Source organism: Streptomyces asiaticus (assembly GCF_018138715.1).
Lineage (GTDB): Bacteria > Actinomycetota > Actinomycetes > Streptomycetales > Streptomycetaceae > Streptomyces > Streptomyces asiaticus.
Map to the genome: position 1 here is coordinate 3,813,950 of NZ_JAGSHX010000006.1, position 26,360 is coordinate 3,840,309.

23 protein-coding genes and 2 pseudogenes are annotated in these 26,360 nt (G+C 70.9%); 16 read left to right on the top strand and 9 right to left on the bottom strand.

All coding sequences use genetic code 11. The features are described from left to right. Positions 1 to 101 precede the first annotated feature (101 nt). Positions 102 to 1,550, bottom strand: a complete 1,449-nt coding sequence (locus KHP12_RS23460) for an NAD(P)H-quinone dehydrogenase (protein WP_086881400.1) — start codon at positions 1,548 to 1,550, stop codon at positions 102 to 104. Positions 1,551 to 1,686: 136 nt separating this feature from the next. On the opposite strand from KHP12_RS23460, the gene KHP12_RS23465 reads away from it, so the two are divergent. The 3 genes from KHP12_RS23465 to KHP12_RS23475 all read left to right on the top strand — a co-directional run bounded on the left by KHP12_RS23465 (position 1,687) and on the right by KHP12_RS23475 (position 5,962). Beyond that, a complete protein-coding gene (locus tag KHP12_RS23465; protein ID WP_020870716.1) occupies positions 1,687 to 2,124 on the top strand; it encodes a gamma-glutamylcyclotransferase family protein in 438 nt (145 codons plus the stop codon). A gap of 211 nt (positions 2,125 to 2,335) precedes the next feature. Then, on the top strand, positions 2,336 to 3,163 hold the full coding sequence (locus KHP12_RS23470; protein ID WP_372455311.1) for a purine-nucleoside phosphorylase: 828 nt from the start codon (positions 2,336 to 2,338) through the stop codon (positions 3,161 to 3,163). A gap of 993 nt (positions 3,164 to 4,156) precedes the next feature. Beyond that, positions 4,157 to 5,962, top strand: coding sequence for a phospho-sugar mutase (locus KHP12_RS23475; protein WP_372455219.1), 1,806 nt, complete (start codon positions 4,157 to 4,159; stop codon positions 5,960 to 5,962). Between the two features lie 31 nt (positions 5,963 to 5,993). On the opposite strand, the gene KHP12_RS23480 is transcribed toward KHP12_RS23475, so the two are convergent. Next, positions 5,994 to 6,692: a PH domain-containing protein gene (locus KHP12_RS23480; RefSeq protein WP_211833662.1), complete on the bottom strand. Its 699-nt coding sequence runs from the start codon at positions 6,690 to 6,692 to the stop codon at positions 5,994 to 5,996. Between the two features lie 136 nt (positions 6,693 to 6,828). On the opposite strand from KHP12_RS23480, the gene deoC reads away from it, so the two are divergent. The 6 genes and pseudogenes from deoC (at position 6,829) to KHP12_RS23505 (ending at position 11,966) form a co-directional block, all read left to right on the top strand. Beyond that, complete coding sequence (deoC, locus tag KHP12_RS23485) at positions 6,829 to 7,830, top strand: deoxyribose-phosphate aldolase (protein WP_167442622.1); 1,002 nt, start codon at positions 6,829 to 6,831, stop codon at positions 7,828 to 7,830. Positions 7,831 to 7,836: 6 nt separating this feature from the next. Beyond that, positions 7,837 to 9,270, top strand: a complete 1,434-nt coding sequence (locus KHP12_RS23490) for an aldehyde dehydrogenase family protein (protein WP_211833664.1) — start codon at positions 7,837 to 7,839, stop codon at positions 9,268 to 9,270. Continuing rightward, positions 9,263 to 10,129, top strand: a complete 867-nt coding sequence (locus KHP12_RS23495; protein ID WP_210609393.1) for an aldehyde dehydrogenase family protein — start codon at positions 9,263 to 9,265, stop codon at positions 10,127 to 10,129. Before KHP12_RS23490 ends, KHP12_RS23495 begins: the two co-directional genes overlap by 8 nt. A 501-nt stretch (positions 10,130 to 10,630) precedes the next feature. After that, positions 10,631 to 10,756, top strand: coding sequence for a hypothetical protein (locus KHP12_RS52470; RefSeq protein WP_276522183.1), 126 nt, complete (start codon positions 10,631 to 10,633; stop codon positions 10,754 to 10,756). A gap of 73 nt (positions 10,757 to 10,829) precedes the next feature. After that, a pseudogene (locus tag KHP12_RS23500) lies at positions 10,830 to 11,176 on the top strand (amidohydrolase family protein); the annotation flags it as partial. Between the two features lie 154 nt (positions 11,177 to 11,330). Next, the gene (locus tag KHP12_RS23505; protein WP_308016951.1) at positions 11,331 to 11,966 is read left to right on the top strand and encodes an ATP-binding protein; all 636 of its coding nucleotides are present in this window, start codon (positions 11,331 to 11,333) and stop codon (positions 11,964 to 11,966) included. A 137-nt stretch (positions 11,967 to 12,103) separates the two neighbouring features. Here the strand turns inward: KHP12_RS23505 and KHP12_RS23510 are convergent, their stop codons facing one another. Continuing rightward, entirely contained in the window at positions 12,104 to 12,886 is a 783-nt protein-coding gene (locus KHP12_RS23510; RefSeq protein WP_211833668.1) for a SigE family RNA polymerase sigma factor, read from the bottom strand. A 201-nt stretch (positions 12,887 to 13,087) separates the two neighbouring features. Here KHP12_RS23510 and afsQ1 point away from each other — a divergent pair, with 201 nt between their 5' ends. From afsQ1 to KHP12_RS23535, 5 genes are all read left to right on the top strand, one after another. Continuing rightward, positions 13,088 to 13,765, top strand: a complete 678-nt coding sequence (gene afsQ1, locus KHP12_RS23515; RefSeq protein ID WP_171072689.1) for a two-component system response regulator AfsQ1 — start codon at positions 13,088 to 13,090, stop codon at positions 13,763 to 13,765. 217 nt (positions 13,766 to 13,982) lie between these two features. Then, positions 13,983 to 15,491 (top strand): ATP-binding protein, encoded by a 1,509-nt coding sequence (locus KHP12_RS23520; protein ID WP_372455312.1) that lies wholly within the window; start codon positions 13,983 to 13,985, stop codon positions 15,489 to 15,491. Next, on the top strand, positions 15,488 to 16,102 hold the full coding sequence (locus tag KHP12_RS23525) for a hypothetical protein (protein WP_211833670.1): 615 nt from the start codon (positions 15,488 to 15,490) through the stop codon (positions 16,100 to 16,102). The genes KHP12_RS23520 and KHP12_RS23525 overlap by 4 nt, the downstream gene beginning before the upstream one ends. Positions 16,103 to 16,284: 182 nt before the next feature. Then, a complete protein-coding gene (locus tag KHP12_RS23530) occupies positions 16,285 to 16,860 on the top strand; it encodes a VanZ family protein (RefSeq protein WP_086880615.1) in 576 nt (191 codons plus the stop codon). Positions 16,861 to 16,920: 60 nt separating this feature from the next. Next, complete coding sequence (locus tag KHP12_RS23535) at positions 16,921 to 17,124, top strand: PspC domain-containing protein (RefSeq protein WP_037953531.1); 204 nt, start codon at positions 16,921 to 16,923, stop codon at positions 17,122 to 17,124. A gap of 132 nt (positions 17,125 to 17,256) precedes the next feature. Here the strand turns inward: KHP12_RS23535 and KHP12_RS23540 are convergent, their stop codons facing one another. Both KHP12_RS23540 and KHP12_RS23545 read right to left on the bottom strand, forming a co-directional pair. Further along, positions 17,257 to 17,496: a hypothetical protein gene (locus KHP12_RS23540; protein ID WP_086880616.1), complete on the bottom strand. Its 240-nt coding sequence runs from the start codon at positions 17,494 to 17,496 to the stop codon at positions 17,257 to 17,259. A gap of 124 nt (positions 17,497 to 17,620) precedes the next feature. Continuing rightward, positions 17,621 to 18,787 carry an adenosine deaminase gene (locus tag KHP12_RS23545; RefSeq protein WP_086880617.1) on the bottom strand — a complete coding sequence of 389 codons (1,167 nt, stop codon included), beginning with the start codon at positions 18,785 to 18,787 and terminating at the stop codon, positions 17,621 to 17,623. Between the two features lie 104 nt (positions 18,788 to 18,891). On the opposite strand from KHP12_RS23545, the gene KHP12_RS23550 reads away from it, so the two are divergent. Then, positions 18,892 to 19,659 carry an alpha/beta hydrolase gene (locus KHP12_RS23550; RefSeq protein ID WP_086880618.1) on the top strand — a complete coding sequence of 256 codons (768 nt, stop codon included), beginning with the start codon at positions 18,892 to 18,894 and terminating at the stop codon, positions 19,657 to 19,659. Between the two features lie 570 nt (positions 19,660 to 20,229). On the opposite strand, the gene KHP12_RS23555 is transcribed toward KHP12_RS23550, so the two are convergent. After that, positions 20,230 to 21,549, bottom strand: a complete 1,320-nt coding sequence (locus KHP12_RS23555) for an MFS transporter (protein WP_086886066.1) — start codon at positions 21,547 to 21,549, stop codon at positions 20,230 to 20,232. Positions 21,550 to 21,641: 92 nt separating this feature from the next. Between KHP12_RS23555 and KHP12_RS23560 the strand changes: the two genes are divergently transcribed. After that, a complete protein-coding gene (locus tag KHP12_RS23560; protein WP_211833672.1) occupies positions 21,642 to 22,595 on the top strand; it encodes a LysR family transcriptional regulator in 954 nt (317 codons plus the stop codon). Positions 22,596 to 22,922: 327 nt separating this feature from the next. Here the strand turns inward: KHP12_RS23560 and KHP12_RS23565 are convergent. The 3 genes and pseudogenes from KHP12_RS23565 to KHP12_RS52915 form a co-directional block, all read right to left on the bottom strand. Beyond that, positions 22,923 to 23,741 (bottom strand): annotated as a pseudogene (locus KHP12_RS23565) (IS5 family transposase). A 45-nt stretch (positions 23,742 to 23,786) separates the two neighbouring features. Beyond that, positions 23,787 to 25,004, bottom strand: coding sequence for a helix-turn-helix transcriptional regulator (locus tag KHP12_RS23570; protein ID WP_086886366.1), 1,218 nt, complete (start codon positions 25,002 to 25,004; stop codon positions 23,787 to 23,789). A 191-nt stretch (positions 25,005 to 25,195) separates the two neighbouring features. Then, positions 25,196 to 25,405, bottom strand: coding sequence for a hypothetical protein (locus tag KHP12_RS52915; protein ID WP_208653299.1), 210 nt, complete (start codon positions 25,403 to 25,405; stop codon positions 25,196 to 25,198). Between the last annotated feature and the right edge of the window lie 955 nt (positions 25,406 to 26,360).

Sequence of the window (26,360 nt, forward strand, 5' to 3'; positions counted from 1 at the left end):
GAAACTGACAGTAACGCCAACGACCGTCTGTTTTCAGCAGCTTGCACCAATTAGCAGAAGTTGTACTTCCGTGAGGGCACGAAGTGCTATAAGGACCGGGTCTATGACTCTTCCTGAGTCTTCCGGGTGTGCAACTGCCGGGCCACCTCGGCGATCGAACCGGACAACGAGGGGTAGACCGTGAAGGCGTTGGCGATCTGCTCCACCGTCAGATTATTGTCCACCGCCAGCGATATGGGGTGGATCAGCTCGCTCGCCCGCGGCGCGACCACCACACCGCCGACCACGATACCGGTGCCCGGACGGCAGAAGATCTTCACGAAGCCGTCCCGGATGCCCTGCATCTTCGCCCGCGGATTGCGCAGCAGCGGCAGCTTCACCACCCGGGCGTCGATCTTCCCGCCGTCCACGTCGGCCTGCGAGTAGCCGACCGTGGCGATCTCGGGGTCGGTGAAGACGTTCGCCGAGACCGTCTTCAGGTTCAGCGGGGTCACCGCGTCCCCGAGGAAGTGGTACATCGCGATCCGGCCCTGCATCGCCGCCACCGACGCCAGCGCCAGCACACCGGTGCAGTCACCCGCCGCGTAGATCCCCGGCGCGCTCGTCCGGGACACCTTGTCGGTCAGGATGTGCCCCGACTCCGCCAGCTTGACCCCGGCCTCCTCCAGGCCGATGTCCGCCGTGTTCGGGATCGAGCCGACCGCCATCAGACAGTGGGTGCCGGAGATGACCCGCCCGTCCGAGAGCGTGACCTCCACCCGGTCCCCGACCCGCTTGGCGGCCTGCGCCCGGGACCGGGACATCACGTTCATCCCCCGGCGCCGGAAGACGTCCTCCAGCACCGCGGCCGCGTCCGGGTCCTCGCCCGGCAGCACCCGGTCCCGGCTGGAGACCAGCGTGACCTTCGACCCCAGCGCCTGGTAGGCACCCGCGAACTCCGCACCCGTGACACCGGAGCCGACCACGATCAGCTCCTGCGGGAGCTCGTCCAGGTCGTACACCTGCGTCCAGTTCAGGATCCGCTCGCCGTCCGGCTTCGCGTCCGGGATCTCCCTCGGATGGGCGCCCGTCGCCAGCAGCACCGCGTCCGCCACCAGCGACTGCTCGCTGCCGTCCGCGGCCCGTACGATCACCCGCCGCGAGCCGTCCAGCGACTGCTGCGGCTCCACCCGCGCGCGGCCGCGCATGACCCGGCCGCCGGCCCGGGTGACCGAGGCCGTGATGTCGTGCGACTGGGCGAGCGCGAGCCGCTTCACCCGGCGGTTGACCTTGCCCAGATCCACGCCGACCACCCGGGCCGCCTGCTCCAGCGGTGGGGTGTCGTCGGCGACGATGATCCCCAGCTCCTCGTAGGAGGAGTCGAACGTCGTCATCACCTCAGCGGTGGCGATCAACGTCTTCGACGGCACACAGTCGGTGAGCACCGACGCCCCGCCCAGACCGTCGCAGTCGACGACGGTCACCTCCGCGCCGAGCTGCGCGGCGACCAGCGCCGCCTCATAGCCGCCGGGTCCGCCACCAATGATCACGATCCGAGTCACATGCTCCATTGTCCCGCACCGGTTCGAATGCCTTCAGCCCGGGGGGTTTCGCGGGGGCGACAGCCGTACGAAACCTCTCACCGAACCCTCCGCCAGACCTCCCACCCCGGAGGCCGTTCCACCCCACTCCCGTACCCTCAGACCCATGTCGCTCTACGCCGCGTACGCCGGCAACCTCGACGCGCGGCTGATGTCCCGCCGCGCACCACACTCCCCGCTGCGCGGAACGGGCTGGCTGAACGGCTGGCGCCTCACCTTCGGCGGTGAGCAGATGGGCTGGGAGGGCGCCCTCCCCACGATCGTGGAGGCCCCGCGCTCCCAGGTCTTCGTCGCCCTCTACGACATCGCGCCCATGGACGAGGACTCCATGGACCGCTGGGAGGGCGTCGGCCTCGACATCTACCGCCGGATGCGGATCCGCGTCCACACGCTGGACGGCGACGAGGCCGCCTGGCTCTACGTCCTCAACGGCTACGAGGGCGGGCTGCCCTCGGCCCGCTACCTGGGCGAGATCGCGGACGCGGCGGAGTCGGCGGGGGCGCCGCACGACTATGTGATGGAGCTGCGGAAGCGTCCCTGCTGAGTCCGGTGTTTCCGGTTGAGCTGGTTTCCCGGTTCAGCTGGTCTCCTGGTTCAGCTGGTTTCCCGGTTCAGCTGGTTTCCCGGTTCAGCTGGTTTCCCGGTTGCCCCGGGGCAGCGCAACGCACGGGGCCGGCCGTGAGCCTGCGGCAATGCAACGATCCGAACACCTCGGCGACTCCGTCTACGCGCGTAGGCAGTTACCGGCTACCCTCGTGCGCGTGAACGCATCAGTTTCTTGGGACAACCAGGGCGACCCGCACGCCGCCGCCGACGCCGCCGCCACCCGCCTGCGCGAGCTGACCGGCGCGGAAACCCACGACGTCGCGCTGGTCCTGGGCTCCGGCTGGGTCCCCGCCACCGACGCACTCGGGGCGCCCGAGCACGAGTTCCCCGTCACCGAGCTGCCCGGCTTCCCGCCGCCCGCCGTCGCGGGCCACGCGGGCCGGATCCGGTCGTACCGGATCAACGACAAGCGGGCGCTGGTCTTCCTCGGCCGTACGCACTACTACGAGGGGCGTGGTGTCGCCGCCGTCGCGCACGGCGTACGCACCGCCGTGGCCGCGGGCTGCAAGACCATCATCCTCACCAACGGTTGCGGCGGCCTCCGCGAGGGCATGCGCCCCGGCCAGCCGGTACTGATCAGCGACCACATCAACCTCACGGCCACCTCGCCGATCGTGGGCGCCAACTTCGTCGACCTCACCGACCTGTACTCACCGCGGCTGCGCGCCCTGTGCCAGCAGGTCGACCCGACCCTGGAGGAGGGCGTCTACGCCCAGTTCCCCGGGCCACACTACGAGACTCCGGCGGAGATCAACATGGCCCGCACGATAGGGGCCGATCTGGTGGGCATGTCCACGACCCTGGAGGCCATCGCGGCGCGCGAGGCGGGCGCGGAGGTGCTCGGGATCTCCCTGGTGACGAACCTCGCGGCCGGTATGACGGGCGAGCCCCTCAACCACGAGGAGGTCCTCCAGGCGGGCCGCGACTCCGCCTCCCGCATGGGCAGCCTGCTGGCCCAGGTCCTCGACCGCCTCTGATCCCCGGAGGCGGCGTCACGGCGCCCTGCGCGGGTACTCACCCCTTGGCTAACTGAACAGCGATGCGCGAGGCGCGGCGGGGCGTGGCGGGGACACGGGACGGGCGGACTGGGTGCCCGGGACGAGCGGACCGGGGACGCGGGGCGGGGCGGGCCGGGGTGCGCGGTTGGTTGTGTGGTGGGTGCCGGGGGCGGGGCCTCCGGGGCGGCGCCCTGGACCGTATATTTACGGCGCCGTTAGCCGGGGACTTGCGTGGGCCGGGAATTGGCGCCACAAATACACGTAAGCGTCCAGGACACCACCCCTCCGACCCCACCCCCTCCCGCCGTCCCGCGGCCCCCCGCCGGTGGCACAGCCTCCGGTCCGGTTCCGGCTCGCCCGGGTCAGCGCCCACCCGCCGGTGGCCCGAGCCGCTCCTTGGGCTCCGGATCGCCGGGGCCGGATGCGGGACGAGTGGGCGCCACCGTCGTCCCCTCCCGCCGTCTCACGGCTGCCCGCGAGTGGCACGAGCCGCTGGTCCGACTCCGGCTCGCCGGGTGGCAGTCCCGCCGCCCTTGCCGTCCGACGGTGACTCCCGCCGCCGAGGCCATCGGTGGCTCGCCCTAGGCGGGCATGGATGCCGACGAGGTGCGAGGGACGGTGACGCACCCGGCCCCCGGACGGCTCCGGAACCGGCCGGGGATCGTGTCACCGGGGGGCGGTCGCCGACGCTCGGGAGGGGGCGGGGTCGGAGGGGCGGGGTTCTGGACGCTTACGTGTATTTGTGGCGCCAATTCCCGGCCCACGCAAGTCCCCGGCCAATGGCGCCGTAAATATACGGTCCAGAGCCCCGCCCCGGAGGCCCCGTCCCCGCACCCGACCACGGACCCACCGCGCACCCCAGCAACCACCACCGCACCGGCACCCGCAACCACCACCGCACCCCGCACCCCGCGCCCCGCAACCACCACCGCACCCCGCACGACCCATACGACCACCCCCCAGGAGGCCCCCATGGCCACGGAGCCCGATCTCATCGCCCAGGCTCGCGCATGGCTTGCCGAGGATCCCGATCCCGAGACGCGGAATGAGCTCGGGAAACTGCTTCAGGACGATGCCGTCGACGCGATCGCCGAGCGGTTCTCCGGCACGTTGCAGTTCGGTACCGCCGGTCTCCGGGGTGAGCTCGGGGCCGGGCCCATGCGGATGAACCGCGCCGTCGTCATCCGGGCCGCCGCCGGGCTCGCCGCGTATCTGCGCACGTATTACGACCAGGACGACCAGGACGGTCCGCACGGGCGAGGTCTCGTCGTCGTCGGGTACGACGCCCGCTACAAGAGCGCCGAGTTCGCCCGCGACACCGCCGCCGTCATGACCGGTGCCGGCTTCCGCGCCGCCGTACTGCCCCGCCCCCTCCCCACGCCCGTCCTCGCCTTCGCCATCCGCCACCTCGGCGCGATCGCCGGAGTCGAGGTCACCGCGAGCCACAACCCGCCGCGCGACAACGGCTACAAGGTCTACCTCGGCGACGGCTCCCAGATCGTGCCGCCCGCCGACGCCGAGATCGCCGCCGAGATCGCGGCGATCCGCAGCCTGGACGATGTGCCCCGGCCCGAGACCGGCTGGGAGACGCTGGACGACGACGTCCTGGAGGCGTACCTCGCGCGGACCGACGCCGTTCTCACCCCGGGTTCGCCCCGGAACGCCCGCGTCGTCTACACCCCGCTGCACGGCGTCGGCCGGGAGACCCTCACCGCGGCGTTCGCCCGCGCCGGGTTCCCCGAGCCCGCGGTCGTGCCCGAGCAGGCCGAGCCCGATCCGGCGTTCCCGACCGTCGCGTTCCCCAACCCGGAGGAGCCGGGGGCGATGGACCTGGCCTTCGCGACGGCCCGCAGGGTCGCGCCGGACATCATCATCGCCAATGACCCGGACGCCGACCGCTGCGCCGTCGCCGTCCCCACGATCACGAACCCCACGGCGCCCTCGGACGCCGCGAACTGGCGGATGCTGCGCGGGGACGAGGTCGGCGCGCTCCTCGCCACCCATCTCGTCCACAAGCGCGCCCGCGGCGCGTTCGCGACCACGATCGTCTCCTCGTCGCTCCTGTCCCGGATCGCGGAGGACGCGGGGCTGCCGTACGCCGAGACGCTGACCGGCTTCAAGTGGCTGGCCCGGGTGGACGGGCTGCGCTACGCGTACGAGGAGGCGCTCGGCTACTGCGTGGATCCGGAGGGCGTACGCGACAAGGACGGCATCACGGCCGCGCTGCTCGTGGCCGAGCTGACATCCGAGCTCAAGGAGCAGGGCCGCACCCTCACGGATCTGCTGGACGACATCGCGGTGGCCCACGGGCTGCACGCCACCGACCAGCTGTCCGTCCGGGTCACCGACCTCTCCGTGATCGGGACCGCGATGAAGCGGCTGCGCGAACAGCCGCCCACCGAGCTCGCGGGGCTCGCCGTGACCTCGGCGGAGGACCTGACGCGGGGCACGGACACCCTGCCCCCGACGGACGGCCTGCGCTATCAGCTCGCCGGGAAGGGGAATGTCCGTGGCGCCCGCGTGGTCGTCCGGCCCAGCGGCACCGAGCCGAAGCTGAAGTGCTACCTGGAGGTGGTCGTCGACGTCCCCGCCGCCGACTCCCTCACCCCGGCCCGCGCCACGGCGGACACCGTGCTGGCCGCGCTGAAGACGGACCTTTCGGCCGCGGCGGGAATCCAGCCCCCGGAAGCCGCGACCGCGGGCGGATCGGCTGCCGAGCCCGTCGCCGTCGCCCACGGCGATCGGCGACGGCGCCGGAGCGGGCTCAGATCCGGCTGAGGTAGCTGAACCGCCATCGCGGGCCCAGCTCTCAGCCAATCGCCAGCATGACACCCAGCAGCACCGCGCCCGCCAGCGTCGGCGCGATGACCTCAAACGCCCATCGCACCTCCGGCGCCCCCTGGGCGCCCCCGCGCTGGGCGTTGAGCTCGGCCATCTCGCGCAGGTCGCCGATGGCCGCGTCGGAAGGGGCCCGGCGGTCCTCGTCGGGCTTGTTCGTCGCGACATGGGCGGACGTAGCGCCGAAGGGGTCCTCGGAGGCCGCCCTGGCCTGCTGCCGGGCGGCCCGCTTGCGCTGGCGCAGCGAGACCGGGATCGCCCACAGCTGGTAGGTGGCCCCGCCCGCGAGCACCTCGCTGGTGTACCCGGCGCGCAGCCCCTCGACCGAGGCCCAGGGCAGCGTGATCGTACGGAACGGGTTGCGGACGAGCAGCCGGTCCTGACCCGCGTACACCGCCGGGCGCACCGTGAAGGCGATCACCACCGGCACCGCGAAGAGCAGCCCGGCCAGCGCCAGCCACGGCGTCCGGCCCTCGCCCCGGATCATCGCGTCGATGCCCAGCCAGCCGCTGAGCCCGAGCAGCAGCACCCCTCCCGCGATACCGCTCGGGGAGCGGTAGATCCGGTCCGAGAAGGTCTCGGTCTCGGCATCGGAGGAGGCGGAGGAGGAGGCGGAGGAGGAGGCGGAGCTGGAGGCAGCGGGGTTGGAGTCGTCGTCCGGGCTCGTCATGCGCCCGATTGTGCACCACACTCGGGGGGCGGGGGCGCCCAGGGGAGACCCGGGGTCGCCCGCCCCCGGCCCCCGGCCGATTCAGGGCCCGGGGGTGACATCCGACTACGCGCGTAGATATGCTCATCTGGTGACCATGCCCACCACAGTTCCCGCATACGGCAAAGAGGCCGCGGAGCGACTCGCGTCAATGGCGGACGTGACCGCCAGTGACGGCGCACTGCGCCGCTTCCTGCACGGCCTGCCGGGCGTCGACGCGGTCGGCCTGCAGGCCCGTGCCGCGACCCTCGGCACCCGCTCGATCAAGACCACGGCGAAGGCGTACGCCATCGACCTGGCGATCTCGATGATCGACCTGACGACCCTCGAGGGTGCCGACACCCCGGGCAAGGTCCGGGCGCTCTGCGCCAAGGGGATCCACCCCGACCCCACCGACCGCACCACCCCGAAGGTCGCGGCGATCTGCGTCTACGGCGACATGGTGGCCACCGCCAAGGAGGCCCTGACCGGCAGCGGAATCCATGTGGCCGCCGTCGCCACCGCCTTCCCCTCCGGCCGGGCCTCGCTGCCGGTCAAGCTGGCGGACACCCGGGACGCGGTCGCCGCCGGGGCGGACGAGATCGACATGGTGATCGACCGCGGCGCCTTCCTCTCCGGCCGCTACCTCGAGGTGTTCGAGGAGATCCGGCAGGTGAAGGAGGCGTGCGTGCGCGAGGACGGCAGCGGCACCGCGGCCCACCTCAAGGTCATCTTCGAGACCGGTGAGCTCCAGACGTACGACAACGTCCGCCGCGCCTCCTGGCTGGCGATGCTCGCGGGCGCGGACTTCATCAAGACCTCCACCGGCAAGGTGGCCGTCAACGCGACCCCGCCCGTCACCCTCGTCCTGCTGGAGGCGGTCCGCGACTTCCGCGCCACCACCGGCGTACAGGTGGGCGTGAAGCCCGCGGGCGGCATCCGCACCTCCAAGGACGCGATCAAGTACCTGGTGATGGTCAACGAGACGCTGGGCGACGAGTGGCTCTCCCCGGAGTGGTTCCGCTTCGGCGCCTCCAGCCTGCTCAACGATCTGCTCATGCAGCGCCAGAAGCTGAGCACCGGCCGGTACTCCGGTCCCGACTACGTGACGGTGGACTGATACGCCATGCCAGTTTTCGAGTACGCACCCGCGCCCGAGTCCCGCGCGGTCGTCGACATCGCCCCGTCCTACGGCATGTTCATCGACGGGGAGTTCGCCGAGGCGGGCGACGGCAAGGTCTTCAAGACCCTGTCCCCCTCCTCCGAGGAGGTCCTCTCCGAGGTCGCCCAGGCGGGCGTCGAGGACGTGGACCGCGCCGTCAAGGCCGCCCGTAAGGCGTTCGAGACCTGGTCCGCGCTCCCCGGCTCCGAGCGCGCCAAGTACCTCTTCCGCATCGCGCGGATCATCCAGGAGCGCTCCCGCGAGCTGGCCGTCCTGGAGTCGCTGGACAACGGCAAGCCGATCCGTGAGTCGCGCGACGCCGATCTGCCCCTGGTCGCGGCCCACTTCTTCTACTACGCGGGCTGGGCCGACAAGCTGGCGTACGCGGGCTACGGGCCGGATCCGAAGCCCCTGGGCGTCGCCGGTCAGATCATCCCCTGGAACTTCCCCCTCCTGATGCTGGCCTGGAAGATCGCCCCGGCGCTGGCCTGCGGCAACACGGTGGTGTTGAAGCCCGCCGAGACGACCCCGCTGAGCGCCCTGTTCTTCGCGGACATCTGCCGTCAGGCGGGGCTGCCCAAGGGCGTGGTGAACATCGTCACCGGCGACGGCTCGACCGGCGCCGAGCTGGTCGCCCACCCCGGCATCGACAAGGTGGCCTTCACCGGCTCCACCGAGGTCGGCAAGGCCATCGCCCGTACGGTGGCCGGTACGAAGAAGAAGGTCACCCTCGAACTCGGGGGCAAGGCCGCGAACATCGTCTTCGACGACGCCCCCATCGACCAGGCGGTCGAGGGCATCGTCGGCGGCATCTTCTTCAACCAGGGCCATGTCTGCTGCGCGGGCTCCCGCCTCCTGGTCCAGGAGTCCGTCCAGGACGAGCTGCTCGATGCGCTCAAGCGCCGGATGAGCACTCTGCGCGTCGGCGATCCGCTGGACAAGAACACCGGCATCGGCGCCATCAACTCCGCCGAGCAGCTGGCCCGGATCCGCGCCCTGGCCGACGCGGGCGAGGCCGAGGGCGCCGAGCGCTGGGCCCCGCAGTGCGAACTGCCCAGCTCCGGCTACTGGTTCGCGCCCACCCTCTTCACCGGCGTCACCCAGGCCCACCGGATCGCCCGCGAGGAGATCTTCGGCCCGGTGCTCTCGGTGCTCACCTTCCGCACCCCCGAAGAGGCCGTGGCCAAGGCCAACAACACGCCGTACGGGCTGTCGGCGGGCATCTGGACGGAGAAGGGTTCGCGCATCCTGTGGATGGCGAACAAGCTCCGGGCGGGCGTGGTGTGGTCCAACACCTTCAACAAGTTCGACCCGGCCTCCCCGTTCGGCGGCTACAAGGAGTCCGGATACGGCCGTGAAGGCGGTCGCCACGGCCTGGAGGCATACCTCGATGTCTGAACGACTCTCGGTCCTGAAGACCTACAAGCTGTTCGTGGGCGGCAAGTTCCCACGCTCGGAGAGCGGGCGGGTGTACGAGGTGACCGACGCAAAGGGCACGTGGCTGGCCAACGCCCCGCTGGCCTCCCGCAAGGACGCCCGGGACGCGGTCGTCGCCGCGCGCAAGGCGTTCGGCGGCTGGTCGGGTGCCACCGCCTACAACCGGGGCCAGATCCTCTACCGCGTCGCCGAGATGCTGGAGGGCCGCCGCGGCCAGTTCGTCCACGAGGTCGCCGACGCCGAGGGCCTGTCGAAGTCCAAGGCGGGCCTGCAGGTGGACGCGGCGATCGACCGCTGGGTCTGGTACGCGGGCTGGTCCGACAAGACGGCCCAGATCGCCGGGTCCGCCAACCCCGTGGCCGGGCCGTACTTCAACCTGTCCGCCCCCGAACCGACCGGCGTGGTCGCGCTCCTCGCGCCCCAGGACTCGTCGTTCCTGGGCCTGGTGTCGGTGATCGCCCCGGCGATCGTCACCGGGAACACGACGGTGGTCGTCGCCGCCGAGGCCGCCCCCCTGCCCGCCCTCTCCCTGGCCGAGGTCCTGGCCACCTCCGACCTCCCCGGCGGCGTGGTCAACGTCCTGTCCGGCCGCACGGCGGAGCTCGCCGCCCCGCTCGCCGCGCACCAGGACGTCAACGCGATCGACCTCGCGGGCGCGGGCGCGGACGCGGAACTCGCGACCGAGTTGGAGAAGGCCGCCGCGGACAACCTCAAGCGCGTCCTGCGTCCACAGCCTGTGGACTGGCCCGCCACCCCCGGCACCGCCCGCCTCCTCGCCTTCCTGGAGACGAAGACGGTGTGGCACCCAATGGGCGCCTAACCCCGGCCACCCCGCCCCACGGGCTGCCCGCCGGACGCCCCGCCTACGAGGTGCCCGGCGCCCCCCGAGCCCGCTGCCGCGGCGGGGCCGGCGGATCTTTCCCCTCCCCGCCCCTTCCCGCAGCATCTATATGCGGCTCCGCCGCGTGGCAGGGCTCCGCCCCCGAACCCCAGGATCTGGGGCGGAGCCCCAGACACCTCCTACCGCGCTGCCGCGGCGGGGCCGGCGGATCTTCCCCCTCCCCGCCCCTTCCCGCAACCAGGGGCTTTGCCCCTGGACCCCGCCAGGTCGGCGAACCGACCGCCGCCGCGGCCAGCCCCCACCGGCCAAGGCGTAGACCGCACCACCTGCGACCCGACCGGGGCCCGGGGCCGAGCCCCAGGTCCGCCCCGCCCCAGACCCCCGGCGGGTCCGCGAGCCAACCGTCATCGCGGTCAGCTCACCGGCCGGGCCCCGGCCGCGCCGCCCGCGACGCGGCCGGGGGCTGGGGCGGAGCCCCAGTTGTGGGAAGGGGCGGGGAGGGGAGCAGCTCGGCTCGACGCGGACGAACTGACCGGCATCTTCGAACGCAACGCCCGCACCGTCTACCTCCGTCTGGACGCCCTGCTGACGAAACAGGGCCGCTGAGATGATGAGCACGTCCGTCGATTCGCCCGGGCCCCCAACGACCGCAGGCCGCCGCCACACGCCCAGAGCCCTCATGAGCACGCTCTCCGCCAAGACCCCGGGCTGGCTGGACTGGCACCCCGACCCGTCCCGGCCCGCCTTCGCCCTCCCGCCGGGCACCGTCGACACCCACTGCCATGTCTTCGGCCCGCAGGCCGCGTTCCCCTTCGCGCCCGAACGGAAGCACACGCCCTGCGACGGCGGCAAGGACGACCTCTTCGCCCTCCGCGACCACCTCGGGGTCGCCCGCAATGTGATCGTCCAGGCGACCTGTCACGGCACGGACAACAGCGCCATGGTCGACGCCGTCCCGGCCTCCGGCGGCCGGGCGCGCGGCATCGCGACCGTACGCCGGATGTCACCGACGCCGAGTTGCTTCGGCCCCCGCACCCGCCCGGCCCGTACGACGGCCGCGGAACGGCCACGCGCGGTCGTCTGACGGCGGGGCCGGGCCACATGGGCGGTCGAGCCGGCGGTCAGGTTGACGGTTACGCGGGGGTCACGCGGGCGAAAGGATGCGTCACACTGGTGTTCCGTGACCAGCCAACCGCCTTCCGCCCGTGTCGTCCTCCTCTCCGGCCCCTCGGGTTCGGGCAAGTCCTCCCTCGCGACCCGCACCGGGCTGCCCGTGCTCAACCTCGACGACTTCTACAAGGAGGGCGGCGACGCGACGCTCCCCCAACTCCCCGACGGCGGGGGCGCCGACTGGGACTCGCCGCTGTCCTGGGACGCGGACGCGGCCGTCGCGGCCATCGAGGAGCTGTGCCGTGCGTCACGAACGACCGTGCCGCTGTACGACATCGCCACCAGCGCCCGGGTCGGCGAGGAGGCGCTGGACATCGGGCGGGCGCCGCTGTTCATCGCCGAAGGGATTTTCGCCGCCGACATCGTCGGGCGGTGTGCCGACCTCGGGGTGCTCGCGGACGCGATCTGTCTGCGCGGCCGCCCGTCCACCACGTTCCGGCGCAGGCTGCTGCGCGACCTCCGGGAGGGCCGTAAGCCCGCGCTCTATCTGCTGCGGCGCGGCTGGCGGCTGATGCGCGCGGAGCGCGGGATCGTGGCCCGGCAGACGGCACTGGGCGCGTACGCGTGCGGCAAGGACGTGGCGCTGGGCCGGATAGCGGCGGCGGGAGAGCGGATCCTCGCCCCCGGCCAGAAGGCGTCCGTATGACCGCATGACCTCATGGCCGCATGACCACGCGGCCAAAAAGGTGCGAGGCCGGACATCCCCCCTCGGCTGTCCGGCCTCGCACCTGTTTCCCCCGTATCCCCCGATTTTCCCCCCGCCTTCGATCGTCCCCGCCGCCGTCAGGCGACCAGTTCGCCGAAGGACTCCTCCTCGTCACGGCCGAAGCTGAGGACCTCGTCCTCGCGCAGCCGGCGCAGCGAGCGCCAGATGCTGCTCTTGACCGTTCCGACGCTGATGTTCAGGATGTCCGCGATCTCCGGATCCGTCCGGCCCTCGTAGTAGCGCAGCACCAGCATCGTGCGCTGCAACTCGGGGAGCCGGGCCAGGGCCTGCCACAGCACGGTGCGCAGCTCGGTGCCGCGCATCGCGTCGTGGTCGCCCACCGTCTCCGGCAGCTCCTCCGTCGGGTACTCGTTGAGCTTGCGCCGACGCCAGGCGCTGATGTGCAGATTGGTCATGGTGCGCCGCAGATAGCCGCCGACCGCCGCCTTGTCACTGATCCGGTCCCAGGCCCGGTAGGTCGAGAACAGCGCGCTCTGGAGCAGGTCCTCGGCCTCGAAGCGGTCACCGGTCAGGTGGTAGGCGGTTGCGTACAGGGAGGCGCGGCGCTCCTGGACATAGGCGGTGAACTCCGCCTCCGACGTGGTGCGCCGCTCCCCCTCTGCCTCCCCGTACGAGCCTCCCCCGTGGCCCCCCGGTCCCCGGTTGTCCCCCCCGAGGCCGGTGCCGGCCTCCTTGTCCCCCGTGATCGCGTCAATGGCCACCATGTAAGGAGGCCGCTGACGCCCGGCGCCGCGAGCGCACCCCCGCCCGCTCACGGCACCGGACTTCTCATTGCCCCGCCCGGCGTCGTGGAGGCGTGTGCGAACTGCGCTGGTGGTGGAGAAGTGCAGTGTGCTCATTTCGCGCCCCCCGTCGATGGAGCCTGGTCGGTCTGGCTTCTGGCTGCCCCGGCCGGTGGTGTTCCGCCCGGTGCACAGAAGACTTTGCCGGGCCAGTTTCATGGGGGTGTCTGTCGACTGTCACAGGCTCGTCACAGGCGATCGGACCGATAAACCCCTGACGGTCGAACTACAGGCCCCTTGTAGGCCAGAATGACCAACGTGCCTTTCCTGTTGCTGATCGAGGACGACGACGCCATCCGCACGGCCCTCGAACTCTCGCTGTCTCGCCAGGGCCACCGTGTGGCGACCGCGGCGACGGGCGAGGACGGCCTGAAACTGCTGCGTGAGCAGCGGCCGGATCTGATCGTGCTCGATGTGATGCTGCCCGGGATCGACGGCTTCGAGGTGTGCCGCCGGATCCGCCGTACCGACCAGTTGCCGATCATCCTGCTGACCGCGCGCAGCGATGACATCGACGTCGTGGTCGGCCTGGAGTCCGGTGCCGACGACTATGTGGTCAAACCCGTCCAGGGCCGGGTGCTGGACGCCCGGATCCGCGCGGTGCTGCGGCGTGGGGAGCGGGAGGCCAACGACTCCGCGGCCTTCGGCAATCTGCTGATCGACCGCGCGGCCATGACGGTCACCAAGAACGGCGAGGATCTCCAGCTCACCCCCACTGAGCTGCGGCTTCTGCTGGAGCTCAGCCGCCGTCCGGGGCAGGCGCTGTCCCGGCAGCAGCTGTTGCGGCTGGTGTGGGAGCACGACTACCTCGGGGACTCGCGGCTGGTCGACGCATGCGTACAGCGGCTGCGCGCGAAGGTGGAGGACGTGCCGTCGTCGCCGACGCTGATCCGTACGGTGCGTGGGGTCGGGTACCGGCTGGACACGCCACAGTGAGCGACGCACGTGCGGCCGCCGGACCGCGGACGACTGCGATGCCCGCGATTTCGCCGCACGGGCGGAGAAGCGAACGGATCAGCGCAGTGAGTACTACGGTGTGCCGCGCGCACGGGGGCGGAGACGTACGGAATTGAGCGCAGTGAGCGACGAGCCCGGTCGGGCCCGGGGCTGGGCCGCGGGGCTCTTGCGGTGGTTCAGCCTCCGGCTGCGGCTGATGCTGGTCTTCGGGCTGGTGGCGCTGACCGCCGCCGTGTCCGCGTCCGCCATCGCGTACTGGCTGAACCGGGACGCGGTGCTGACCCGTACCCAGGACTCGGCGCTGGACGAGTTCCGCAAGTCGCTGAAGGACGACACCGACCCGCTGCCCTCCGTCCCCACCTGTTCCGAATTGCGGGAGGCGGCGGGCCGTATGGCGGACAACACCCAGAAGTACGAGGTGCTGCTGATCACCCGGACGAAGGACGTCGGAAGCTGCCCGGCGGCCTCGGACAAGGATCTGTTCACCCTCGATGTGGTGCCCTCCTCGCTGCGGCGCGCGGTGGACCAGAAGCGCCCGGTGAGCAAGGGGAACACCGCCCCGTACCACCTCTACTGGCAGCGGATCACGCTGGGCGGCACCCCGTACCTGGTCGGCGGGGCCAAGGTGAACGGCGGCGGGCCGACCGGCTACATGCTCAAGTCCCTGGACACCGAACGCCAGGATCTGAACTCCCTGGCCTGGTCGCTGGGGATCGCCACCGGGCTCGCGCTGATCGGCGCCGCGCTGCTGGCGCAGGCCGCCGCGGCCACGGTGCTGCGGCCGGTGCAGCGGCTCGGGGAGGCGGCCCACCGGCTGGGCGAGGGGCATCTCGACACCCGGCTCCAGGTCTCCGGCTCCGATGAGCTGGCCAATCTCTCCCACACCTTCAACCGGGCCGCGGAGCGGCTCCAGAAGCGGGTGGCGGAGCTGTCCGCGCGGGAGGCGTCCAGTCGGCGCTTCGTCGCGGACATGTCGCATGAGCTGCGGACCCCGCTCACCGCGATCACGGCCGTCACGGAGGTGCTGGAGGAGGAGGCCGACTCCCTCGACCCGATGATCGCTCCGGCGGTGCAGCTGGTGGTGAGCGAGACCCGGCGGCTGAACGACCTGGTGGAGAACCTGATGGAGGTGACCCGCTTCGACGCGGGCACGGCCCGGCTGGTGCTCGACGATGTCGATGTCGCCGACCAGGTGACGGCGTGCATCGACGCCCGCGCCTGGCTGGACGCGGTGGAGCTGGACGCGGCGCGCGGGATCGTGTCCCGGCTGGACCCCCGGCGGCTGGATGTGATCCTGGCGAATCTGATCGGGAACGCGCTCAAGCACGGCGGCTCGCCGGTGCGGGTCTCGGTGCGCACCGACGGCGATGAGCTGCTGATCAAGGTCCGGGACCACGGTCCGGGCATCCCCGAGGATGTGCTGCCGCATGTCTTCGACCGCTTCTACAAGGCGAGCGCATCCCGCCCCCGCTCGGAGGGCAGCGGGCTCGGGCTGTCGATCGCGATGGAGAACGCGCATATCCACGGCGGCGACATCAGCGCCGCGAACTCGCCGGAGGGCGGGGCGGTCTTTACCCTGCGGCTGCCGATGGACGCCTCCCGGATCGCCTCCGACGAGGCCGAGGACGAGCGCGACGGCTCCGCCGGGAGCGAGCGCGACGACGGCGGCACAGGCACGGGCCGGGACGAGGAGGGCAGGCCATGAGCGCGCGCTGGACCCGGTCGGCCGTCCTCCTGCTGACCGGCGCGGTCACGCTGCTGGCGGCCGGGTGCGGGATACGGGGCACCTCGGTGCCGGTGGACGCCGGGGCCGCGCCCTCGCGGGCGTCCTGCCGGGCGCCGGAGTCGGAGCGGGCGGCCGAGGGGATGGGCAGGGTCTCCGTACGGATCTATCTGCTGTGCTCCTCGCGGATCCTGTCGGTGAGCCGGACCACCCGGCAGGGCGACGAGAAGACGGCCCACGAGCCGGTGCGGGTCGCCCGGGCGCTGCTGGAGCAGCTGCGGCTGCCGCCGACGGGGGCCGAGGTGTCGGCCGGGTTCTCCACGGCGATCGAGGACTGGGTGGAGATCTCCGGACCGGCCAAGGGCGACCCGGACAGCGCGCTGCGGCTGAACCGGCCGCCGGAGGAGATCCAGTCGCTGGCGCTCGCCCAGATCGTCTGCACCTTCGCGGACACCACGGTGGCCGGTGACGACGGCAAGGTGGTGCTCGGCGGTCCGGACAGCCAGCGGGATCCGCTCAAGGCGTACCAGTGCACCGAGGAGATGCGCCGCAATCCGATGATCGCGGTCAATTCCGGGGTCCTGGTGTCCTGAACGCCGGGATCCCGGTGTTCTGAACTCCCGGATCCCGGTGTCGTGCAATTGCGGCTCCCGGTGTCCTGATTCGTTACCTGTTGGTACCGCCCCGTCCCAGGTCGGCGACTTGTCGGTAACAAGGTGCTGACCAGCGGAGTGGGTGCGGAACCGCGACCCCCGCGTGCGGCGTCCTGATTTTCGTGCAGGGTCCTTTCGGCCGCAGGGCCGCCTTCCGCTACCGCGTCGCGGGCTTCGTGCTCCTCGTGGCCCACCTCTCGTTCGTCTGCTGGCTGACCCTGCGACCGGTGAACGTCCCCTGGGTGTCCGCGTCCACCCTCGAACCACTGGCCACCATCCGCGCCGATCTGGCGCTCAGCCCCTGGTCGGCCGCCCGTTCCATCGGAGGCGGGCTGCTGCTGCTCGCGCCGCTGGGAGTGCTGCTGCCGCTGGCCGGGGGCCGGGTGGAGGCGTATCCGCTGGCCTCGCTGATCCGTACGGCCTTCACCGGGGCGATGGTGGCCATGGGGTTCGCGCTGCTGCGCAGCGAGGTGACCGGGCAGATCATGAACGTGGACGCGGTGCTGCTGAACACCGTCGGGGTCGCCCTCGCGCATGTGCTGGTGGTGCCCGCCGTACGGGCCCGGCTCCGCCGCCGGGCCGACCGGGGCCGGGCGGCCCCCCTCCCCCGGAACGACGGCGCCCAGGCCCCGACCCCGACGATTCCCAGGGTCGGGATCGCACCGTGGAGCGACGTCTCCTCCGGCTCGCGGACATAGCTTTGAGGACATCGGGAACCAGCTCTTCCCGAGCCCACCCGACGACGAGGAGTGCCCATCATGGCCGCACCGCTGGTCCGCCCCCGCCACGACAAGAAGATCGCCGGTGTCTGCGCCGGTCTCGCCCGGCGCTTCGGGACCACCCCGACGACGATGCGGGTGCTCTTCGTGGTCTCGTGTCTGCTGCCGGGGCCGCAGTTCCTGCTCTATATCGCGCTGTGGTTCCTGCTTCCGGCGGAGGACGCCTATCGCGAGGCGTGGTGACCCGTCGCGCCGACGGCGCGGGGTGACCCCGCATACGTAAGCGCCGTTACCCCGCATACGGACCCATACGGAAATGACCGGGCCGCACACCCCCTTCGGGATGTGCGGCCCGGCCGTGTGCCCAGGCGGGGTTCAGCCGAGCTTGACGAGGCCGAGGCTGCCCAGCGGGAGCTGGCTCAGCATGCCCTGGGCGGGCTTGGCCTGAGGGGCGGCGGGGGCCGCGGGCTGGCCGGCGGTGGGCTGCCCCGGGGCGGCGACACGGCCCGCGGAGCCACCGGGGACCGGCGCCGCGGACGCGGCGCTGCCTCCGGCGACGACGGCGGCGGCACCGAGGGCAATGACACCGAGAGTCTTGAGGGTTCCCTGCTTCATCAGAAATCTGTCCTTGAGACGGGGGCTTGACCGATACGGAAACGTAGCCATGGATTTCGGCTGCCCGCAAACACCGAAAACGGCCTCCGTTACCCCGCCCGGGTCGTGTGCCAGTGTCGCCCGCTCAGCTGCTCTCGGGTGCGGAATCCCTGGTCACAGCCGATGCGGAGGCCACATTGCGGAACAGCCATTCGGACTTGAGCTCGGCGTATCCGGGCTTGATCACGTCACTGATCATCGCCAGACGTTCGTCAAAAGGAATGAAGGCCGATTTCATCGCATTGACCGTGAACCATTGCATGTCGTCGAGCGTGTAATGGAACGTTGATACAAGATGCTGGAATTCCCCGCTCATGCTCGTCCCGCTCATCAGACGATTATCCGTATTCACGGTGGCGCGGAAATGCAGCCGACGGAGCAGCCCGATGGGGTGCTCGGCGTACGAACTGGCCGCGCCGGTCTGGAGGTTGGAGGTCGGGCACAGCTCCAGCGGGATGCGCTTGTCGCGGACGTACGAGGCGAGGCGGCCGAGGCTGAGGGAGCCGTCGTCCCCGACCTCGATGTCGTCGATGATGCGGACGCCGTGGCCCAGCCGGTCGGCGCCGCACCACTGGAGCGCCTGCCAGATGGAGGGCAGTCCGAACGCCTCGCCCGCGTGGATCGTGAAGTGGTTGTTCTCCCGCTTCAGATACTCGAAGGCGTCCAGGTGGCGGGTGGGCGGGAACCCGGCCTCGGCGCCCGCGATGTCGAAGCCGACCACGCCCAGGTCGCGGTAGCGGTTGGCGAGTTCGGCGATCTCCAGGGCGCGGGCCGCGTGGCGCATCGCGGTCAGCAGCGCGCCGACGCGGATGCGGTGGCCGTTCTCCCAGGCCCGGCGCTCACCCTCGCGGAAGCCCTCGTTGACCGCCTCGACGACCTGCTCCAGGGTCAGCCCGCCCTCCAGGTGCTGCTCGGGGGCGTAGCGGATCTCGGCGTAGACGACGCCGTCCTCGGCGAGGTCCTCGGCGCATTCGGCGGCGACCCTGACGAGCGCGTCGCGGGTCTGCATCACGCCGACGGTGTGGGAGAACGTCTCCAGATAGCGCTCCAGCGACCCGGAGTCCGCCGCCTCGCGGAACCAGATGCCCAGCTTGTCGGGCTCGGTCTCCGGGAGCGCGGCGTACCCGGTCTCCCTCGCGAGGTCGACGATGGTGCCCGGGCGCAGCCCACCGTCGAGGTGGTCGTGCAGCAGCACCTTGGGGGCGCGGCGGATCTGTTCGGGGGTGGGCTCATGGGTGTGCTCGCTCGTCATCTGGGCAGCGTAGCCCCTACGCGCGTAGAACGTGAGGGATAGATACGGAACAGTGACCCGCACGGGTAGTGGAGTACACCAGTCCTTCTGCGATCGTTTCTGCCATGGCTCAGCAAGCGTTGCCCGAGCGGGGCGCACGGCTGGGGCGGCCGATGGGCGCGGCCGCCGCGCGAACGACCGTACATGGTGTGGTGCTGCTGCTCCCCGAGGGGGAGCCCAGTGGGACCAGACGGCCGTCCAGACTCTCGGTGGCCGCCACGCTGCCGCTGGCCCGGCGGCTGGTCCGGGCGGGCCGGGAGGAGGGGCTGGCCGCCCATGTCGTCCACTACCGGTGCCGGGGCTGGAACGGGGCGGCCGCCGATGCCGCGTCCGATGCCACCTGGGCGGTGGAGGAGGTGGTGCGGCGCTACGGCGACGTGCCGGTCTGCCTCGTGGGCCACGGCATGGGCGGGCGCGCCGCCCTCCGCGCCGCCGGGCACGAGGCCGTCACCTCGGTGGTGGCGCTGGCGCCCTGGCTTCCGGCACCGGACGAGGTGCTCGAACCCGAGCCGGTGAAGCAGTTGGTGGGACGGCAGGTGCTGATCGCCCACGGCACGAATGACGAGCGCACCGACCCCGAACTGTCCTACCGGCTGGCGGAACGGGCCAAGAAGGCCAACCGCGATGTGTGCCGCTTCGAGGTGCACACCGATGGGCACGGGCTGCATCAGCACCGCTCCGAGGTGCAGGCGCTGGCCGCGGACTTCCTCCTCGGCTCCCTCTTCCACTCCGGCTTCTCCCGCCCGGTGACCGACGCGCTGGCGGCTCCGCCGCCGCTGGGTCTGCGGATGCCGCTGGCGGCGGGCTTCGGGGCGAATCTGGGCCGGCGTTGAGCGCTTGGTTGTGCGCCTCTGGGTTTGCGTTCGCTGCCGGGTGCGTCGGGGTCCGGGTACGTCGCCGGGTGCGGCGCCGTCTCGCGCCTTCGGCGCCTGCACGCTTGGGGCCGGGGGCCGGGCCCGCGCCGCCGGACGAAGGGGCCGCCCCGCCGGACAGTGGCGGAACGGCCCCTTCGCGCTTCGGGGGTCGGCCCTGGCAGGGCGCTTACGGGGGGGCGGGTGGATCTTTCCCCTCTCCCGCCCCTTCCCGATACCAGGGGCTCCGCCCCTGGACCCCGGGGTCTGAGGCGGAGCCCCAGCTCCACCCGGGGCCCGGGGCAGAGCCCCGAACCCACCCCCGAGCCCTGGGGCAGAGCCCCGAACCCACCCCGGGGTCTGGGGCGGAGCCCCAGTTGTGGGGAGGGGCGGGGAGGGGAGGAGCACGCCGCAGGCGACGCCCCCCCTAAGCAGGGGAGGAAGCTCGCTACGGCTCGGGCAGCGCCCCGAAGGGGCGCGGGGAACTGCGCGACCAGTCACGACGGCGCCGCAGTCGGCCGACGACGCATCGCCACACTTCCAGCGAAGCGCTTAGGCGGGCACTCCGCACAGCTCGCGCCGCGCTGCCTCCGCGCGCCGCTCGGCCATCGCCTTCCGCGTCGCGTACACCGTGATCGCCGCCGCGCCGCCGACCGCCACCAGGCCCATGGCGACGGTGCCGGCCCACCCGGCCGCGTGGAAGGCGAGCGCGCCCAGCGCACCGCCCACACTGCTGCCGATGTAGTACGACGCCTGGTAGAGCGCCGCGGCCTGGGCGCGTCCGGTCTTGGCCGTACGGCTCACCGCCGAGGACGCCGCCGCGTGGCCCGCGAAGAAGCCCGCGGTGATCAGGACCAGACCGGCCAGCACCGCCGGGATCGAGTTCAGCAGGGACAGCAGCAGCCCGGCGGCCGTCGTGGACACCGCCACGTACAGCGCACCGCGCCGCCCGAGCCGGCCGACCAGCTTGCCGGTGGCCGCCGAGGAGACCGTGCCGACCAGGTAGATCAGGAAGATCGAGCCGATCAGGCTCTGCGAGAGCCCGAAGGGCTCGGCCACCAGGCGGTAGCCGATGACCGTGTAGACCCCGCCGAAGACCGTCATGAACAGCGCGCCGATCGCGTACAGCCGGCACAGCAGCGGATCGGAGAGGTGCCCGGCGAGGGTGCGGGCCAGCGCCCGCGGGCTCACCTCGGCCGGGGTGAAGTGCCGGGCCTTGGGCAGCAGCATCCGGAAGGACGCCGCGCACAGCAGCGCCATCACACCGACCGCGGCGAGCGCGGCCCGCCAGCCCCAGGCGTCCGCCACCCAGCCGGTGACGATCCGGCCGCTCATCCCGCCGACGCTGTTACCGGCCACGAACAGCCCGATCGTGCCGATCAGCGCCTTCGGGTGGACCTCCTCCGAGAGGTACGCCATCGCGGAGGCGGGGATCCCGGCCAGCGCCGCGCCCTGGACCGCGCGCAGCCCGATCAGCCAACCCAGGTCCGGTGCGAAGGGCACCAGCAGGGCGAGGACGACCGCGACCGTGAGCGAGACGGTCATCATGGCGCGCCGGCCGAACCGCTCGGACAGCGCGCTCAGCGGCACCACCGCGAGCGCGAGACCGAACGTGGCCGCGGAGACGCTCCAGCTGGCCTGGTCCGCCTGGACCCGCAGATCGTCGGAGATCGCGGGCAGCAGCGCCTGGGTCGAGTAGAGCAGGGCGAAGGTGGCGAGTCCGGCGGTGAAGAGGGCGAGCCGCATCCGGAGGTAGCCGGGGTGGCCCGGGCTCATCCGCTCGGACTCGGAGTGGTTCGGGTTCGGGGACATCGAAGCGGAGGCGTCCACGCGGTGGTTCCCGGTGGACGCCCTGGTATCAGCAGGAGGCATGGTTCGACCGTACGTATCCACGGTTGATGCGTCCAATGCACGGAATGGCGATAATCAATCCACTGCCGCATGAGTAAAGGTCAGGGCCGCCCGTGTCACGCATCAGTTACGAAAACGGCATTCCGGTGACAGCAGATGTCGAGGCGGAGTCCTGGGCCGCCGCGCTCACCCCGCGCCTCGCCCAGTTCGCCGCCGTCGCCCGCCATGAGCATGTGACGCGCGCCGCACAGGAGTTGGGGGTGCCCCAGTCGACGCTCAGCCGGGCGATGGTCCGGCTGGAGGAGGACCTGGGCGTGTCGCTCTTCGCCCGCCGGGGCCGTACGGTGGCGCTCACCCCGGCCGGACGGACCTTCCTGCGCTCGGTCGAACGGGCCCTCGCCGAGGTCGACCGGGCCGCCGAGTCCGTACGGGCCGACGCCGACCCCGCGGCGGGCCGGGTCTCGTTCGGCTTCCTGCACACGCTGGGGACCGAGACCGTGCCCGGTCTGATCCGGAGCTTCCGGGTGGACCATCCGCGGGTGCGCTTCCAACTGGTCCAGAACTACGGCGAGGCGATGATCGAGCGGATGCGCGCGGGCGGCCTCGACCTGTGTCTGACCTCCCCGGTCCCGGACGCCCCCGATCTGGTCGCCCGCCGCCTGGACGAACAGCGGCTGCGGCTGGTGGTCCCCGACGACCACCGGCTGGCCGGACGCCGCCGGGTCCGGCTCGCCGAGGCCGCCTCGGAGCTGTTCGTCACCCTGGAGCCGGGCTACGGGCTGCGGCGCATCACGGACGCGCTGTGCGCCGAGGCGGGCTTCACCCCGCGGATCGCCTTCGAGGGCGAGGAGGCGGAGACCCTCCGCGGCCTGGTCGCCGCGGGCCTCGGCGTGGCCCTCCTCCCACCCCCGGCGGTCCCCCGCCCCGGCGTGGCCGAGCTGACCGTCACCGCCCCGCGCGCCGTCCGCGAGATCGGCGTCGCCTGGCTGGACGGCCACCCCGACACACCCCCGGTGGCGGCCTTCAAGAAGTTCCTGCTGAGCCGCCGGGGCCAGCTGCTGCCGTAGGCCAGTCGCGAGCGCAGGATGCCCGGGTCAGGCGATGCGTTCCCTGCTGGGGCAGCACGAGAATGGGCGTACGTCGACGGGAGCTGGTCTGTACGCGTCGACAACATGACCTTGTTGCTTATGAGTTGAGCCCGTAGCCCCTGATTTGCCGGGTCGGCTACGAGGTTTTTCTCATCACCTCAGTCCGCATCAGTGTCACTGGCCGACGGCTCGATTTCCGGCGACCCGGTGCGCCTAGCTTCCAATTCATTGGCCAGTGTCCGGAAAATCTGGGCCATGGCATTGGCCTGCTTCTCGTGGGCCTTCCTTGCCTTCTTAGAGGTTGTCTCACGTGGCGAGTTTTGCGAGCTTCTTGTAGCAGGTCAGGGCAGCTGCGAAGCCGAGGAAGGCAAGGAAGTGGGAGCGTTTTCGCTCGTATCGCACGGTGAGCCGGCGGTAGCCGAACAGCCAGGCGATCGACCGTTCGATCTTCCAGCGGTGCCGCCCGAGCCGCTCGCCGGACTCGATTCCCGGGCGGGCGATCCGCGGGATCAAGCCCCGACCGCGGAGCCAGGCGACGTGGTCGGCGGAGAAGTACGCCTTGTCAGCGCGTACCTTGACCGGTCGCCGCCGGCGCGGTCCGCGCCTGGAGCGGACGGCAGGTATCGCCAGGATCAGTGGCTTGAACGCCTGGCTGTCGTGCAGGTTCGCCCCGGACACCGCAACGGCCAGCGGGATGCCCTGGGCGTCGGACAGGACGTGCAGTTTGCTGCCCTTCTTGCCGCGATCAACCGGATTCGGCCCGGTCAGGGTGCCCCCCTTTCCGCCCGGACAGATGCCGCGTCGATGATCGCCGAGGGTCAGTCAACATCGCCCCTGGCGCCGAGTTCGTCCAGCACCGCCCGGTGCAGTCGGCGCCACAGGCCCGCCTCGGTCCACACCGTGAACCGGCGATGCGCCGTCGCGGGAGACGTACCGAACGTCGGCGGCAGATGCCGCCAGGCGCAACCGCTGGTCAGCACGTACACCACGGCGGTGAACACGGCCCGCTCATCACACGGAGCGGTCCCGCCGCCCTGCGGACGAGCAGCGAACGACGGCAGTAACGGCGCCGACCAGCTCCCACAGTTCATCAGGAACCAGCCGCTGCGACAGATCAGCACCCACGACCGGCATCATGCCGCACAAACATCACGCCACGTGAGACAACCTCTAAGCCGCTTCATGCTCATCGAGTAGAGCGGCGACTTCCGGCACCTCTGCATACTCCTGCAACCGGCCAAGTACGATCCGCACTCTTTCCGCCGTGCGTTCCGAAGCAACGTCGGCGGAAAGAGTGAGGACCCGTCCCGCCACTGTCGCCGCTTCTTCAGGCTCATTGGCGTCGACAAGGGCAATGGCGAGCCAAGACAGATACAGCGCCATTTCGCGCGTGTGCGTGGCGTCGTATTCGCTGAGCACTTCCCGGAGCAACGGCACTGCGCGCAAGGGGCGATGAAGCTCCGTATAGACACGTGATTCCATGACACGGAGTTCCCCGGCATCCACCCAATACAGGTAGGTAGGCGACTCGGTGCCGTCGCTGTCTTCGCTGAGCGCCTGCCCGGCTTCTCCCAGTGCGCGCATGGCTTGTTGGCCGTTCTCTGCACCCCCGGCTTTTGTGTGCGCCCAGGCCACACGGTCCAGATACAGTGCACGGGCTTTCGGGGGCGCTTCGGCGCGTGCGTCATTGAATGCAGCCTGAGCGAGCCTGAGTCCTTCGGATTCCCGCCCCGTATTGCTGAATTGGTAGGCCAGCGATCCTGCAATATTTCCGGCAAGGGTGTGGTCTTCAGCCTGCCTTGCAGCGCTGATCCCTAGCCTGTAGATGCGCTCTGCCTCTTTATGTTGTCCGGCGTCACTCGCAATCCATCCGGCAATCTGCGTCAACTCACCGATTTGCCGCAGAAGTTGCCGCCCTACTTCGCTGCTGTGGGTTCCCTCACGGTACAGCCTCACAGCTGAGCGGAGTTCCCGGAGCGCCGGGCGAATCAAGTCGCCTCCGGCAAGAACGTCATCGGCAAGTCTGAGCCCATGCACGCGCTGTTGTAGGTCATCCACCGCACCCATACCGATACGGCGTCCCTTACATCTTTCCAGCGGGCTTAGCGGATCGTCTTCGGGCAGGAAGTCAGCGAGCATCGGCAACGGCGGTTCGGCGCGCTCTTGATGCGCTCTCAGAACTTCCACGGTCACGCCTAAGGCGGTAGCAATGAACGGCAACCACTCCCAAGGTGTGCGCTTCCCGTTCTCCCACCGGCTGACTTCCTGCCGCCCCACTGGATCACCGGCTAATCCGGCTGCCCGGCAAACCTCACGCGCCAGCCGTGCCTGACTCCACTCGTGCTCTTCGCGTAGGCGTCGGATGTTGGCCCCGATGTCGCTGCCCATGTGCCAATTGTGGCCGACAGTTGGCCTACAGGGGGCCACTATGCAGTCACTCATTGGAGCGGAAGCGTGGGGAAGAGCATCAAGGACCCCCGCGACCGTGCGACCGGCCCGGGGGCGTGGCCATCAACCCCATGGAGGTTGACGACGTGTCCCAAGCTACAGCGAGACTGTTCCCGCCGTTGCTACGGCTCTTACTGCCCCCTGTAGGCCGTCACCGAGCGGATGATCAGCGATCGTTCTCCCGGCCCGTGAGTGCCGCCCGTGTAGCCGCGCTGAGCGGCGAGGACATCGGGCTTGTCCGGCCGTACGTGGTGGCTCATGAACGACGGCAGCAACGGGTGCGCCGCCGTGCCCTGCGGCTGGCCGTTCGCGGCGTCGATATCGGCCCCCGGCGGATTCACGGAGCGGAGGCTTCGGCATGACCGGTCAGCCAACTGACCCATCAACGCCCCCGGCCGAGAACTGCGACCTATGCGACGCGTTACTGCGCCAGCAAGCGGAGCACCGACGCAAAGGCGACGTGCAGATGGCCGCCGCATGCGTGCGTGAGCTCCAGTGGCATCACAAGGGCCCAATGCACCGGGAGGAGTCATGAGGGGCCCCGACACCTTCATGACACTCCGTGTGTCGCGGGACGGGGGGAAGACGTTCGGGCCCCGAGTCGTGTACAGCGCCGCCAACAACCCGCTGTCGCCGCTCATGTCGGACCGGTGGCCAATGTGCAGGTGCTCCCGATGCCAAGTCAGCGCCGGTGTAGCCGAGCAACAGCTACAGGTGGCGCTGGCGAGGATCAGCGCCCTGCGCATGCTCAGGGGGTTCGCGTGAGAAGTTCCGGCACCATCATGACCATCCGGGTGTCCCGGGACAGCGGGAAGACGTACGGCCCCGTGCGCGTCCACGATGCCGAGAAAGACAATCTCCTACCGATCGTGCCACGCAGATGGCCTGTGTGCGCATGCTGTCTGTGCACGGCACGTCCCGGGTCGGCGATGGAACGGCATGCACTAGCGCGGATCGTGGTCGACGTCGCTATGGAAAACGCGGGCGTACCCGCGAAGCTGTACGAAGGGGGATCATGAGGCGAGCGGCCAAGGCGGCTGGAAGCCGGCTGTTTGACCTCATGCCGCTGGTCATCATCTACGGAACCTGCGCTGTCGTCGTTGTGATCGCCTACAGCGGGAAGCTGTAACCCACCCGACCGACCCCGCCCATGAGCTGACCCCCGCAGCACTGGGCGGGGCTTCCGTGCGCCTGCCCACGAGCGCACCACGCGTATGTGTTTTGGCCAGGAACCAGCCCGCCTGGATGCCCGAAGCTCATGCTCATCCACGTTGAGCTCTGACTTCTGTTCCCCCG

What these genes read in the sequence shown, in the direction of transcription:
- KHP12_RS23460 (WP_086881400.1), bottom strand. Translation starts at nt 1,550, where the DNA reads ATGGAGCATGTGACTCGGATCGTGATCATTGGTGGCGGACCCGGCGGC.
- KHP12_RS23465 (WP_020870716.1), top strand. Translation starts at nt 1,687, where the DNA reads ATGTCGCTCTACGCCGCGTACGCCGGCAACCTCGACGCGCGGCTGATG.
- KHP12_RS23475 (WP_372455219.1), top strand. Translation starts at nt 4,157, where the DNA reads ATGGCCACGGAGCCCGATCTCATCGCCCAGGCTCGCGCATGGCTTGCC.
- KHP12_RS23480 (WP_211833662.1), bottom strand. Translation starts at nt 6,692, where the DNA reads ATGACGAGCCCGGACGACGACTCCAACCCCGCTGCCTCCAGCTCCGCC.
- deoC (WP_167442622.1), top strand. Translation starts at nt 6,829, where the DNA reads ATGCCCACCACAGTTCCCGCATACGGCAAAGAGGCCGCGGAGCGACTC.
- KHP12_RS23490 (WP_211833664.1), top strand. Translation starts at nt 7,837, where the DNA reads ATGCCAGTTTTCGAGTACGCACCCGCGCCCGAGTCCCGCGCGGTCGTC.
- KHP12_RS23495 (WP_210609393.1), top strand. Translation starts at nt 9,263, where the DNA reads ATGTCTGAACGACTCTCGGTCCTGAAGACCTACAAGCTGTTCGTGGGC.
- KHP12_RS23510 (WP_211833668.1), bottom strand. Translation starts at nt 12,886, where the DNA reads ATGAGCACACTGCACTTCTCCACCACCAGCGCAGTTCGCACACGCCTC.
- KHP12_RS23520 (WP_372455312.1), top strand. Translation starts at nt 13,983, where the DNA reads ATGCTGGTCTTCGGGCTGGTGGCGCTGACCGCCGCCGTGTCCGCGTCC.
- KHP12_RS23525 (WP_211833670.1), top strand. Translation starts at nt 15,488, where the DNA reads ATGAGCGCGCGCTGGACCCGGTCGGCCGTCCTCCTGCTGACCGGCGCG.
- KHP12_RS23535 (WP_037953531.1), top strand. Translation starts at nt 16,921, where the DNA reads ATGGCCGCACCGCTGGTCCGCCCCCGCCACGACAAGAAGATCGCCGGT.
- KHP12_RS23540 (WP_086880616.1), bottom strand. Translation starts at nt 17,496, where the DNA reads ATGAAGCAGGGAACCCTCAAGACTCTCGGTGTCATTGCCCTCGGTGCC.
- KHP12_RS23545 (WP_086880617.1), bottom strand. Translation starts at nt 18,787, where the DNA reads ATGACGAGCGAGCACACCCATGAGCCCACCCCCGAACAGATCCGCCGC.
- KHP12_RS23550 (WP_086880618.1), top strand. Translation starts at nt 18,892, where the DNA reads ATGGCTCAGCAAGCGTTGCCCGAGCGGGGCGCACGGCTGGGGCGGCCG.
- KHP12_RS23555 (WP_086886066.1), bottom strand. Translation starts at nt 21,549, where the DNA reads ATGCCTCCTGCTGATACCAGGGCGTCCACCGGGAACCACCGCGTGGAC.
- KHP12_RS23570 (WP_086886366.1), bottom strand. Translation starts at nt 25,004, where the DNA reads ATGGGCAGCGACATCGGGGCCAACATCCGACGCCTACGCGAAGAGCAC.